This is a genomic window from Streptomyces spectabilis, assembly GCF_008704795.1.
GTDB classification, from domain to species: Bacteria; Actinomycetota; Actinomycetes; order Streptomycetales; family Streptomycetaceae; genus Streptomyces; species Streptomyces spectabilis.
Map to the genome: position 1 here is coordinate 1,120,045 of NZ_CP023690.1, position 15,079 is coordinate 1,135,123.

Annotated in this window: 1 pseudogene; it reads right to left on the reverse strand. The window is 71.7% G+C overall.

The features are described 5' to 3' along the window. Nucleotides 1-2: 2 nt before the first annotated feature. Nucleotides 3-15,004 (reverse strand): annotated as a pseudogene (locus tag CP982_RS04465) (type I polyketide synthase). Nucleotides 15,005-15,079: the final 75 nt, after the last annotated feature.

Below are 15,079 nucleotides of genomic sequence, written 5' to 3' on the forward strand. Positions count from 1 at the left end.
GCTCAGGACCTACCGAGTTGTTCGTCGAGCAGCGAGAGCAGCTCGTCCGCCGTGGCAGTACGCGCGTCCGTGGCGGACTCGGCGGGTTCCGTGCGGGTGTGCGCTTCGTCCCACATGGACAGCAGCGCGCGGAGTCGGGCACTGACGGCGGCGTTCTGCTGGTCGTCCGGCGTCAGGAGGGACAGTGCGGATTCGAGGCGGTCCAGCTCGGCGTCGATGGTCGGCGTGCCGCCGCCGGGCAGCGCGTCGAGCACGTGCGCGGCGAGTGCGGACGGCGTGGGGTGGTCGAAGATGAGCGTCGCGGGCAGGCCGAGGCCGGTGTGGGAGTTGAGGAGGTTGCGGAACTCGACCGCGGTGAGCGAGTCGAAGCCCAGCTCCTGGAACGCCCGGCCGGGCTCGACCAGCTTGGTGCCGTCGTGGCCGAGGACGGCGGCCGCCTGCTCCCGCACCAGGTCCAGTACGGCGCGTTCGCGCTCGGGCCCGGTCAGCGCGGTGAGCCTGGCCGCCGTGTCGACGGGCGCCGCCTCCGCGGCGGCCCGGTCGCGGTCCCCGCCGTACAGCTCCCGCAGCAGCGGGCTCGGCCGCACCGACGTGAAGCCCGGGGCGAAGACATCCCAGTCGATGTCCGCCACCATGGCCGTCGGGTCGCCCTGGCGGACGGCCCGGTCCAGGGCGGCGATCGCCTGTTCGGGCGCCATCGGGGGCATGCCGCGGCGGCGCAGCTGGTCGCCGAGCGGCCCCTCGGCCATGCCGCCGCCGCCCCACGGGCCCCACGCGACCGCGGTGGCCGGCAGGCCCGCCGCCGCCCGCCGGTCCGCGAGCGCCTCCAGGAAGGTGTTGGCGGCCGCGTAGTTGGCCTGGCCGGGGCCGCCGAGCGCGCCGGACGTCGAGGAGAACATCACGAACGCCGACAGCTCGTGCCCCCGGGTCAGTTCGTCCAGGTTGACCGCGGCGTCGACCTTGGGCCGCAGTACCGCGTCGAGGCGGTCCGGGGTGAGCGCGGACAGCACGCCGTCGTCCAGGACGCCCGCGGCGTGCACGACGGCGGTGAGCGGGAACTCGGCGGGCACCGAGGCCAGCAGGTCCGCCAGCGCGTCCCGGTCGGCGACGTCGCACGCGGCGATCGTGACGCGGGCGCCGAGGGCGGTCAGCTCCGCGCGCAGCTCCTCGGCACCGGCGGCCTTGGGCCCGCGCCTGCTGGTCAGCAACAGGTGCTCGGCGCCCTTCGAGATCAGCCACTTGGCGATGTGCGTCCCCAGCGCGCCGGTGCCGCCGGTGACGAGGACCGTGCCGGTGGGCGCCCAGTCCTCGACCCGGCCCGCGGCCGCCCGTGTGATCCTCCGGGCGAGCACGCCGCCCGCGCGCAGGGCGACCTGGTCCTCTCCCGGTTCGCCGGACAGGACGCCCGCGAGGCGGGCGCCGGTGCGCTCGTCCAGCGTGTCGGGCAGGTCGACCAGGCCGCCCCAGCGCTCGGGGTGCTCAAGGCCGACTACCCTGCCGAGCCCCCACACCATCGCCTGGCCGGGGTCGATGGACGTGTCGGAGCCGCCGGTCGCGACCCCGCCCCGCGTCGCGCACCACAGGGGCGCGGTGACGCCGGTGTCGCCGAGGGCCTGGACGAGGGCGAGGGTCGCGGCCAGACCGCCGGACGGCAGTGCGGGGTCGAGCGCGAACAGCGAGAGGACGCCCGTGACGGGTTCGCCGGTCGCCGTCCTGGCGGCAAGGGAGGCGCGGTCCACGGCATCGCCGGTCCTGACCGGCAGCACCTTCGCGCCGTGCCCGCTCAGCGCGGCGGCGACGGCTTCCTCACCCGCTCCGTCCCGGCTGACCACGAGCCAGGTGCCCGCGAGCGCCGAGGTGGGCTCGCCCACCGGCCGCCAGGCGACGCGGTAGCGCATCCCGTCGACCGCGGAGTTCTCGGCCTGTTCCCGGCGCCACGAGGTGAGCCGGGGCAGCACCTCGCCGATCGGGTCGTCGAGGGAGACGGCGAGCTCGTCCGCCAGCTCGCCGAGGTCGCCGTCCGCCACGGCGGCCCAGAAGCGCGAGTCCACGGAACCGCTGACGTCACCCGGCGCGACCGCGGCCGGGGCCGGCCAGAACCGCCGGCGCCGGAAGGCGTAGGTGGGCAGGTCGACGTGCGTGCCGTCGGCGGTCAGCCCGGCCCAGTCGACGGCGAATCCGAGCACGTGCAGCCTGCCCGCCGCCGTCACCAGTTCGACCGCCTCGGACCGGTCGCCGCGCAGCGCCGGTACGAACGCGGCCTCGGCCGCGGTCTCCTGGCCGAGCGCGGTGAGCACCCCGCCGGGACCGATCTCCAGGAACACGTCCGCCCCCTGGGCCCGCAGCGTGCCGACGGCGTCGGCGAACCGCACGGACTCCCGCACGTGGCGCACCCAGTACTCCACGGAGCCCAGTTCCGCGGCGGAGGCCTGACCGCCCGTCAGCGTGGACACGATCGGAAGGGCCGGCGCCCGGAAGTCCACGTCGTCCAGTACGCGGCGGAAGTCGTCGAGCATCGGCTCCATGAGCGGCGAGTGGAAGGCGTGGCTCACCCGCAGCCGGGTGACCTTGCGCCCCGCCGCGCGCCACCGCTCCGCCACCGCCTCCACATCGGCGGCGACTCCGGAGACGACCACCGACGTCGGGCCGTTCACCGCGGCGATGCCCACGGTGCCGGACAACTCCGGCAGGACCTCGGCCTCGGTGGCTTGCACCGCGACCATCGCACCGCCTTCGGGCAGCGCCTGCATCAGCCCGGCACGCGCCGACACCACCTTCACCGCATCCGCCAGCGACCACACACCCGCAACATGCGCGGCGGCCAACTCGCCGATCGAATGACCCGCCAGCACGTCCGGGCGTACGCCCCACGACTCCAGGAGACGGAACAGCGCCACCTCCACCGCGAACAGCGCGGGCTGCGTCACCCCGGTCTGGTTCAGCGCGTCGGCGTCGGCGTCGTCGCCGAGCAGCACCTCACGGACCTCAGGGCCGAACTCCGCCAGTACGCGGTCCAGCGATTCGGCGAACACCGGGAAGCGGTCGGCCAGTTCACGTCCCATGCCGAGGCGCTGCGACCCCTGGCCCGAGAACAGGAACGCGAGGCGGTGCCCCGCGGCGACGCCGGAGACCAGACCGCTCGCGGTCCGCCCGTCGGCGAGCGCCTGGAGGGCCGTGAGCAGTCCTTCGCGGTCCTGCCCGACGACGACCGCGCGGTGGTCGAGGGCGGCCCGGGCACCCGCGAGTGTCGCGGCGACGTCGAGGGGGTTCAGCTCGGGGTGCGCCACCAGGTGGGCGCGCAGCCGGTCGGCCTGCGCCCGCAGCGCTTCGTCGCCGCGCCCCGACAGCAGCAGGGGGAGCGCGGACGTGTCAGGCGCGGGTATCACCGTCGCGTCCGGCACGGGCATCGCGGCCGTCTTCGGCGCGGTGGTCTCCGTGACCGGTGCCTGCTCGATGACGGCGTGCGCGTTGGTGCCGCTGAAGCCGAACGACGACACCCCGAACCGGCGCGGCCGGGCGGCGTCCGGCCAGGGCCGGGCCTCGGTGAGGAGTTCGACGTCACCGGTCGACCAGTCGACCTGCGGCGTCGGCTCGGCGATGTGCAGTGACCTCGGGAGTACGCCGTGGCGCATCGCCATGACCATCTTGATGATGCCGCCGACCCCGGCCGCGGCCTGGGTGTGGCCGATGTTCGACTTCAGCGAGCCCAGCCACAGCGGCCGGTCCTCGGCCCGGTCCTGGCCGTAGGTGGCGAGGATCGCCTGGGCCTCGATCGGGTCGCCCAGCATCGTGCCGGTCCCGTGGGCCTCCATGGCGTCCACGTCGGACGAGGTGAGGCCCGCGCTCGCCAGGGCCTGCCGGATGACCCGCTGCTGCGACGGACCGTTCGGCGCCGTCAGACCGTTCGACGCACCGTCCTGGTTCACCGCGGACCCACGTACGACAGCCAGCACTTGGTGGCCGTTGCGCCGGGCGTCGGAGAGCCGCTCCAGGACGAGCATCCCGACGCCTTCGCCCCAGCCGGTGCCGTCCGCGTCCGACGAGAACGGCTTGCACCGTCCGTCGGCGGACAGACCGCGCTGGCGGCTGAAGTCCAGGAACGCGCCCGGCGTCGACATCACCGCCACGCCGCCCGCAAGGGCCATCTCGCACTCTCCCTGGCGCAGCGCCTGCGCGGCCAGGTGCAGTGCCACGAGCGACGAGGAGCACGCGGTGTCGACCGTCACCGCGGGCCCTTCGAGGCCGAAGGTGTAGGACAGCCGACCGGCCATGACGCTCGCCGCGTTGCCCGTGCCGACGTACCCTTCGACGCTCTCCCCGCTCGCCACGAGAGCTGTGACGTAGTCCTGGATGCTGGTGCCGGCGAACACGCCGACGTCGCGCCCCCGCACCGAGTCAGGATCGATCCCGGCCCGCTCGAAGGCCTCCCAGGAGGTTTCCAGGAGCAGCCGCTGCTGCGGGTCCATCGCGAGGGCCTCACGCGGCGAGATCCCGAAGAACGCCGCGTCGAACTCATCGACGTCGTGGAGGAATCCGCCCTCGCGGGTGTACGTGGTGCCCAGGTGATCGGGGTCCGGGTCGTACAGCGCGTCCAGGTCCCACCCTCGGTTGCCGGGGAACTCGGTGATGGCGTCGACACCGTCCAGGACGAGCCGCCACAGGTCCTCGGGCGAGTTCACCCCGCCGGGGTAGCGGCAGCTCATGCCGACGATCGCGATCGGCTCGTCGGTGACGTCCGCGGCCGCGCGGGCGGACACCGCCGCGACGGGCGCGCCCGCCAGCTCGGCGCCGATGAACGCCACGAGCGCGGCCGGGGTCGGATGGTCGAAGACGAGCGTGGCGGGCAGCCGCAGTTCGGTGGCCGCGTTGAGCCGGTCCCGGAACTCGACCGCGGTCAACGAGTCGAAGCCGAGCTCCTTGAAGGCGCGGTCGGGCTCGATGCCCTGGGCCGAGCCGTGCCCGAGCACGGCGGCGACGTGGCCGAGCACGAGGTCGAGGAGCGCCTTGCCTCGTTCGGCCTCGGTCAGGCCCGCGAGGGACCGCGCGAGGGCGGACCGAGCGGCCGCGGCCGCCGCCGTCCTGCGTGCCGTGCCGCGTACGAGACCGCGCAGCAGGTGGGGCACGGGGTGGGAGCGCGCCTGCCGACGCAGAGCCTGGAGGTCCAGCGGCACCGGCGCGATGAGCGCACGCCCGGCGGAGCCCGCCGCGTCGAACAGCGCGAGCCCCTCGGCCGGGCCGAGCGGGATCGCACCGCTCACCACCGGCCGTACGTCGGCGTCGCCGCGGCTCTCGCGCAGGCCGTCCTCCGCTGTCCACGGGCCCCATGCCAGTGAGGTCGCGGGCAGTCCGGCGGCCCGGCGGTGCTGGGCGAGCGCGTCCAGGAAGGTGTTCGCCGCCGCGTAGGTGCCCTGCCCCGGAGCCCCGAAGAGTCCGGTGGCGGACGAGAAGAGGACGAACGCCGACAGGTCCAGGTCGGCGGTCAGCTCGTGCAGATGCCACGCCGCGTCGACCTTCGGCCGGAACACGGTGTCGATCCGCTCGGGCGTCAGCGAGCCGATCGTGCCGTCGTCGAGTTCACCGGCGGTGTGCACGACGGCGGAGACCTGGTGCGCGGCCAGGAGGGCCGCCAGTGCTTCGCGGTCGGCCGTGTCGCATGCCGCGAGTACGACCTCCGCGCCCTGCGCGGCGAGTTCGTCACGTAGCTGCGCGGCGCCCTCGGCGTCGGCTTCGTGCCTGCTGACCAGGAGCAGGTTCCGTACGCCGCGCTCGGTGACCAGGTGTCGGGCGACCAGGCTGCCCAGGGGGCCTGTCGGGCCGGTGAGGAGTACGGTGCCCGCGCCGAAGCCGGGGTGGTCCGTCGTGGGCTGCGTCGTCCTGGTCAGGCGAGGCATGAGGGCCTCGCCGGAGCGCACCGCGAGCTGGGGCTCTCCGGTGGCCAGCGCGGAAGGCAGGGCTTCCAGGGAGGCTGCCTCGTCGTCGAGGTCGACCAGCACGATCCGGTCGGGGTTCTCCGACTGGGCGGACCGCACCAGGCCCCAGACGGCGGCGTGGGCGAGGTTCCGCACGCCCTCGTCGTCGGCGACCGCGACCGCGCGCCGCGTCACGACGGCCAGGCGCGCCGCGTGGGGCCGCTCCTCGGCCAGCCAGGCCCGCACCGCGTTCAGCGTCCAGTACGCCGCCTCACGCGCGCCATTCACCGGATCCGAAGCAGAGGTGACCGGGCAGGGCAGAACGACGAAGTCCGACGGCTCGGCATGCTGTGCCAGCGTCTCCAGGTCGGACCAGTGAGTCGTCGGGACGTCTCCGTCGGGCAGGACCATCGGCACCCAGTCGACGCCGAACAGCGCGTCGTTCCGCTCGTCCCGCGCGATCTGGTCGGGCGCGGCCGGACGCAGGACCAGCGAGTCGACTGTGGCGACCGGGGCACCGGTCCCGTCGGCGACGGCCAGCGACACCCCGTCCGCGCTCGTGGGCGCCAGCCGCACCCGCAGCACCGTCGCACCCGAAGCGTGCAACCGCACGCCCGACCACGAGAACGGCAACCGGCCCGGCCCCTCGGCCTCACCCATCAGCCCCATCGCATGCATCGCCGCATCGAGCAGCGCCGGGTGCAGACCGAAGCCCTCCGCCTTCACCTCCTCCGGCAGTACGACCTCGGCGAACACCTCATCACCCGTACGCCAAGCAGCCCGCAGCCCCTGGAACACCGGGCCGTAGCTGAAACCGCCCTCAGCCATGCCCTCGTAGAACCCATCCAGGTCCACGACCTCCGCCCCGGCGGGCGGCCACGCGACCAGGGAGGTCCCGCCGACACGCTGTCCCTCGCTCAGCACGCCGGTGGCATGCCGGGTCCACACGCGCCCTTCATCGACCTCGCCCGCGCTGGAGTAGAAACTCAACTCACGCCGACCGGAGGAGTCCTCGGCGCCTACCCACACCTGCACGCGTACCGCACCGCTCTCGGGCAGGACGAGAGGTGCCTCAAGGGTCAGCTCCTCCACCAGGTCACACCCGACCTGATCCCCGGCCCGCACCGCCAGCTCCACGAACGCCGAACCCGGCAACACCACCGAGCCCTGGACCACATACTCGGCCAGCCACGGGTGCGTCTGGACCGACAACCGGCCCGTCAACAGCACACCATCCGTGCCCGCAAGGCCGACACTCGCGCCCAACAGCGGATGCTCCGCCGCACCCAGCCCGGCCGCCGACACATCGCCTGCCAACGGCAACGCGTCCAGCCAGTAGCGCTCGCGCTGGAACGCGTACGTCGGCAAGTCCACCCGACGACCACCACGACCTGCGAAGAACACCTCCCAGTCCACGCGCACGCCCCGCGCGCAGAGCTGCGCCACCGCGGTGACCAGCGCGGACTCCTCCGGACGGTCGCCACGCAGGACCGGCACGAAGGCCGCCTCCGGCGCGCACTCCCGCCCGAGAGCCGACAGCGTGCCGCCCGGGCCGACCTCGACGAACGTACCGACACCGTCCTCGCCCAACGTGCGGACGGCGTCAGCGAACCGTACGGACTCCCGTACGTGACGCACCCAGTACTCCGGCGACGCCAACTCCTCGGCACTCGCCACCCGACCCGTCAACGTCGACACGATCGGAATCGCAGGAGCCGCGTACGACACCTCCTCCAGGACGGCCCGGAAGTCGTCCAGCATCGGGTCCATCAACGGCGAGTGGAACGCGTGGCTCACCTTCAGCCTGGCGACCTTACGGCCCGCCGCACGCCACCGCTCGCCCACCGCTTCCACATCAGCGGCAGCACCGGAGATGACTACCGAGGAGGGGCCGTTGACCGCCGCGATGCCCACCGTCTCGGGCAGGTCCACGACTTCGGCTTCCGTCGCCTGGATCGCGACCATCGCACCGCCCTGCGGCAGCGCCTGCATCAGCCCGGCACGCGCCGACACCACCTTCACGGCGTCGGCCAAGGACCACAGACCCGCCACGTACGCGGCAGCCAACTCACCGATCGAGTGACCCGCCAGCACGTCCGGCCGTACACCCCACGACTCCAGGAGACGGAACAGCGCCACCTCCACCGCGAACAACGCGGGCTGCGTCACCCCCGTCTCATTCAGCGCATCGGCGTCCTCGCCGAACAGCACCTCACGGACCTCAGGACCGAACTCCGCCAATACACGGTCCAGCGCCTCGGCGAACACCGGGAATCGGTCGGCCAGTTCACGCCCCATGCCGAGCCGCTGCGACCCCTGACCCGAGAACAGGAAACCCACCCGGCCGGGCTCATGACCCACGCCAGCCGTCCGCCCCTCGGCCACCGCCGTCAGGGCTGCCACCAGCTCGGCGCGGTCAGCGCCGACCACCACCGCACGGTGCTCCAGCATCGTCCGCGAGAACACCAGCGAACGACCTACGTCCGCCACCGGCAGATCCGCAGACTCCTCCACAAAGGACCGGAGCCGCGCGGCCTGCTCCCGCAGCGCCTCGGAGTCACGCGCCGACAACACCCACGGCACAACCGCGCCAACCGGCAACGACTCCGGCGCATCAGCCTGCTCCACGACCGGGGCCTGCTCGATCACAGCGTGTGCGTTCGTCCCGCTGAACCCGAACGACGACACACCCGCCCGCCACGGCCGGTCCACCACAGGCCACTCACGCTCACCCGTAAGCAACTCCACCGCTCCGGCGGACCAGTCCACATGCGACGAGGGCTCGTCCGCGTGCAGCGTGCGCGGCAGCACACCGTGCCGCATCGCCATCACCATCTTGATCACACCAGCGACACCGGCGGCGGCCTGCGTGTGACCGATGTTCGACTTCACCGAACCCAGCCACAACGGCCGGTCGGCCGGACGATCCTGGCCGTACGTAGCCAGGAGTGCCTGCGCCTCGATCGGATCGCCCAGCTTCGTACCCGTGCCATGGGCCTCGACGGCGTCCACATCGGACGGCTCCAGGCCCGCACTCGCCAGGGCCTGACGGATCACGCGCTGCTGCGAGGGACCGTTCGGCGCCGTCAGACCGTTCGACGCACCGTCCTGATTCACCGCCGAACCCCGTACGACAGCCAGCACTTGGTGACCATTGCGCTGGGCATCGGACAGCCGCTCCACGACCAGCATGCCGACGCCCTCACCCCAACCAGTGCCGTCCGCACCGTCGGAGAACGCCTTGCACCGGCCATCGGGGGCCAGGCCCCGCTGGCGGCTGAACTCGATGAACGCGCCCGGCGTGGACATCACCGTCACACCGCCGACCAACGCCAGCTCGCACTCGCCCGACCGCAGCGCCTGCACCGCCAGATGCAGCGCCACCAGCGACGACGAACACGCCGTGTCCACCGTCACCGCAGGACCCTCAAAACCGAACGTGTACGACAGACGACCAGAGATGACACTCGCCGATATGCCGGTGCCCGCGTACCCCTCGACGCTCTCGCGAGCGGCCATCAACAAGGCCGCGTAGTCCTGGCCGTTCGTACCGACGAACACACCCGACCGACTGCCGCGCAGCGCGTTCGGGTCGATGCCCGCCCGCTCGAAGGCCTCCCAGGAAGTTTCCAGGAGCAGCCGCTGCTGCGGGTCCATCGCCAACGCCTCGCGCGGCGAGATCCCGAAGAAGCCCGCGTCGAAGTCCGCCACGCGGTCGAGGAAGGCGCCCCTGCGGGAGTACGACGTACCCACGCTTTCGGGGTCCGGGTCGTACAGCGCCTCCAGGTCCCAGCCACGGTCGGCCGGGAGCTCCGACACCGCGTCGCCGCCGTCGGCGATCAGGCGCCACAGGTCCTCCGGCGACTCGACCCCGCCCGGGAAACGGCAGCTCATCGCGACGATCGCGATCGGCTCATCGGTCGCGCCCGGCGCGTCGGGTCCGCCGACCACGACGTCGAGCACCTTGCCCAGCAGTTCGGCACCCAGGTGTGCCGCAAGGGCGGCAGGGGTCGGGTAGTCGAAGACCAGCGTGGCTGGCAGGCTCAACTCCGTTGCCGCACCGAGGCGGTTGCGCAGTTCGACGGAGCTGAGCGAGTCGAAGCCGAGCTCCTTGAAGGCGCGGTCGGGCGCGACGGCCTGGGCAGAGCCGTGGCCGAGAACCAAGGCCACATGCTCCAGTACGAGGTCAAGGAGCGCCTTCTCCCGCTCAGCAGCGGTCAGGCCTGCCAGGGACTGCGCGAGGGCGGACCCAGCGACGGAGCCGGACTCGGCGGTCCTGCGCGCCGTGCCGCGTACGAGACCGCGCAGCAGGTGAGGCACCGGCTGGGAGCGGGCCTGCCGGTGCAGCGCCGGGAGGTCCAGAGGCACCGGAGCCATCAGCGCACGGCCCGTGGAACCCGCCGCGTCGAGGAGCGCAAGGCCTTCGGCCACGCCGAGCGGCATCACTCCGCCCCTGGCCATCCGCCGCACGTCCGCGTCGTCGACGCTGCCGGCCATGCCCCCGGCTTCGGCCCACAGGCCCCATGCCAGCGAGGTCGCGGGCAGGCCAGCGGCCTGGCGATGCTGGGCAAGCGCGTCCAGGAAGGCGTTGGCAGCCGCGTAGTTGCCCTGGCCAGGACCCCCGAGTACACCGGCGGCGGAGGAGAACAGGACGAACGCCGACAGGTCCAGGTCGGCGGTCAGCTCATGCAGATGCCACGCCGCGTCGACCTTCGGCCGGAAGACGGTGCCGATCCGCTCCGGCGTGAGCGAACCGATCACCCCGTCGTCCAGTACGCCTGCCGTGTGCACAACGGCGGTCACAGGGTGCTCGGCCAGGAGGGCCGCCACCGCCTCGCGGTCGGCCACATCGCACGCCGCGAACACGACCTCCGCGCCCTGGGCGGTCAACTCGTCCCGCAGCTCCGCAGCGCCTTCGGCCTCGGCACCGCGCCTGCTCACCAGGAGCAGACTCCGGACCCCGCGCTCGGCGACCAGATGCCGGGCCACCAGACCACCCAACGTTCCCGTCGCACCCGTGATCAGTACGGCACCCGCGCCGAAGCCAGGGTCATCCACCACCGACTGCCGCGCCCGAACCAGACGCGGAGCACAAGCCACACCCGAACGCACCGCCAACTGCGGCTCCCCACTTGCCAGAACCGAAGGCAGCACATCGACCGAAGCCACCTCCTCGTCCAGGTCCACCAGCACGATCCGGTCGGGGTTCTCCGACTGAGCCGACCGCACCAGACCCCACACCGCAGCCTGTGCAAGGTCCCCCACACCTTCGTCAGATGTGGTGGCGATCGCACCCCTGGTCACCACAACCAGACGCGCCCCCTCAAACCGCTCATCAGCCAGCCAAATCTGCACCGCGGCAAGCGCCCAACACGCCGCCTCACGCGCGCCATTCACCGGATCCGAAGCAGAAGTAACCGGGCAGGACAGAACGACGAAGTCCGACAACTCCCCATCCTGCGCCGGCCCCAGCCTCTCCAGATCGGACCACTCAACCCCAGGAGCAGCGCCGTCAGCCACGGGAACCGGCAGCCAGTCAACGCCGAACAGTGAATCCCGGTCCTGTCGGGGCAGCATCTGCGACGACACCGGGCCCAGTACCACCGAGTCAACACTCGCGACCGGCGCACCGGCCCCGTCAGCCACGGTCAGCGACACCGCATCCGAACCCGTGGGAGACAGCCGCACCCGCAGCACCGTCGCACCCGAAGCGTGCAACCGCACACCCGACCACGAAACCGGCAACCGGCCAGTGTCATCGTCGGCGTCCCCCACAGCCACCGCGTGCAGCGCCGCATCGAGCAGCGCCGGATGCAGCCCGAAGCCCTCCGCCTGCACACCCTCTGGCAGAACGACCTCAGCGAACACCTCATCACCCGTACGCCAAGCAGCCCGCAACCCCCGGAACACCGGGCCATACACGAAGTCAGCACGGTCGTAGAACCCCTCAAGGTCCACCACCTCCGCGCCAGGAGGCGGCCACGCGACCAGCGAAACCCCGTCCGAACGTCCCCCCTCACCCAGCACACCGGTGGCATGCAGCGTCCACACACGCCCCTCGTCAACGTCACCCGCACTCGAGTAGAAACTCAACTCACGCCGACCGGAAGGATCCTCGGCCCCTACCCACACCTGCACCCGCACCGCACCACCCTCGGGCAGGACGAGAGGCACCTCAAGGGTCAGCTCCTCCACCAGGTCACACCCGACCTGATCCCCGCCCGCACCGCCAGCTCCACAAACGCCGAACCCGGCAACACCACCGAACCCAAAACCTCATGATCAGCCAGCCACGGATGCGACTGAACCGACAACCGGCCCGTCAGCAACACACCATCCGTACCCGCCAAAGCAACGCTCGCACCCAACAGCGGATGCTCCGCAACACCCAGCCCAGCCGCCGACACATCACCCACCAACGGCACCACATCCAGCCAGAACCGCTCACGCTGAAACGCATACGTCGGCAACTCCACCCGACGCACGCCCTGACCAGCGAAGAAGGCTTCCCAGTCCACCCGTACGCCCCGCGTGCACAGCTGCGCAACTGCGGCTACCAGCGCGGGCTCCTCAGGCCGATCACCGCGCAGCACCGGCACGAACCCGGCGTCGGGCGCCGACTCCTGGCCGAGCGCCGACAGCGTCCCGCCCGGACCCACCTCCACGAACGTGGCCACACCTTCAGCCATGAGCGTGCCCACCGCATCGGCGAACCGTACCGACTCCCGCACATGCCGCACCCAGTACTCGGGCGACGCCAACTCCTCGGCACTCGTCACCCGACCCGTCAACGTCGACACGATCGGGATCGCGGGCGACCCGTACGACACCTCCTCCAGCACGCGGCGGAAGTCGTCCAGCATCGGGTCCATCAGCGGCGAGTGGAAGGCGTGGCTCACCTTCAGCTTGGTGACCTTGCGGCCCGCCTCACGCCACCGCTCCCCGAACGCCTCCGCATCAGCAGCAACACCCGAAACAACAACCGCAGACGGCCCGTTCACCGCCGCGATGCCCACCGTGCCCGGCAGATCCGAAGCGACCTCCGCCTCGCTCCCCTGAATCGCCACCATCGCACCGCCCGCAGGCAGCGCCTGCATCAGCCCGGCACGCGCCGACACCACCTTCACCGCATCCGCCAGCGACCACACACCCGCCACATGCGCGGCAGCTAACTCGCCGATCGAGTGTCCCGCCAGTAGGTCGGGGCGGATGCCCCACGACTCCAGGAGGCGGAACAGCGCGACCTCCACCGCGAACAGCGCGGGCTGCGTCACCCCCGTCTCATTCAGCGCATCGGCATCCTCACCGAACAACACCTCACGCACGCCAGGGTCGAACTCACCCAGCGTCTCGTCCAGCGCGTCGGCGAACACCGGGAAACGGGAGGCCAGTTCACGGCCCATGCCAAGCCGCTGCGACCCCTGACCCGAGAACAAGAAGCCCAACAGCCCGGCGACGGCAGAACCCGCATGGACAGCCGCTGACTGCCTGCCCTCGGCTACCGCGGTCAGACCGTCGAGGAGCGCCGCGCGGTCATCGCCCATCACGACGGCTTTGTGGTCGAAGGCCGCCCTCGTCGTAGCCAGCGAGTAGCCGACGTCCGCAGGGTCAAGGCCCATCGCACCCGAGAGGAGCCGCTCGGCCTGTTCCCGCAGGGCGTCCGCGTTCCGGGCCGACAGCACCCACGGCATCACACCGCGGACCGGCACGGACGCCGCCGCAGGAGTGGGCTCTTCCGCCTCCGGGGCCTGCTCGATGATGGTGTGGGCGTTGGTACCACTCACACCGAACGACGACACACCCGCCCGCCGCACACGCCCGGTCTCCGGCCACGGCCGAGACTCCGTCAACAACTCCACCGCACCGGCCGACCAGTCCACGTGCGTCGACGGCTCGTCCACGTGCAGCGTGCGCGGCAGCACACCGTGCCGCATCGCCATCACCATCTTGATGACACCGGCGACACCGGCGGCGGCCTGCGTATGACCGATGTTCGACTTCACCGACCCCAGCCACAACGGCCGATCACCCGGCCGGTCCTGCCCGTACGCGGCAAGCAACGCCTGCGCCTCGATCGGATCACCCAGCGTCGTACCCGTACCGTGTGCTTCCACCACATCCACATCGGACGCGGTCAGACCCCCACTCGCCAGGGCCTGGCGAATCACCCGCTGCTGCGAGGGACCGTTCGGCGCCGTCAGACCATTGGACGCACCATCCTGATTCACCGCGGACCCACGTACGACAGCCAACACCTGATGGCCATTGCGCTGCGCGTCGGAAAGGCGCTCCACCAGCAGCATGCCGACGCCCTCACCCCAACCCGTGCCATCAGCACCATCGGAGAACGCCTTGCACCGGCCATCGGGGGCCAGCCCCCGCTGACGGCTGAACTCGATGAACGCGCCCGGAGTCGACATCACCGTCACGCCACCCGCCAACGCCAGCTCGCACTCGCCCGACCGCAGCGCCTGTACCGCCAAGTGCAGCGCCACCAGCGACGACGAACACGCCGTGTCCACCGTCACCGCAGGACCTTCGAAGCCGAACGTGTACGACAGACGGCCGGAGATGACACTCGCCGATATGCCGGTGCCCGCGTACCCCTCGACGGCCTCCTGGGCGGCCATCAACAAGGCCGCGTAGTCCTGGCCGTTCGTACCGACGAACACACCCGACCGACTGCCGCGCAGCGCGTTCGGGTCGATGCCCGCCCGCTCGAACACCTCCCACGAGGTCTCCAGGAGCAGCCGCTGCTGCGGGTCCATCGCCAACGCCTCACGCGGCGAGATCCCGAAGAAGTCCGCGTCGAACTTCATCGCGTCGTGCAGGAATCCGCCCTCACGGGCGTAGGTGGTGCCCGAGCGGTCAGGGTCCGCGTCGTACAGCGACGCCGCGTCCCAGCCCCGGTCCACCGGGAACCCGGACACCGCGTCCGTACCGGACTCGACGAGCCGCCACAGGTCGTCCGGCGACTCGACACCGCCGGGGAAGCGGCAACTCATGCCGACGATCGCGATCGGCTCGCTGTCCTTCTCCTCGACTTCGCGGAGCCGTTGCTTGGTCTGCCTCAGGTCCGCGGTCAGGCGCTTCAGGTAGTCGAGGACCTTGTCGTCGGTCGACATGTGCTTGCTACCCCTTTATGGGTGAGAGTCCGTACCCGTTTTGGT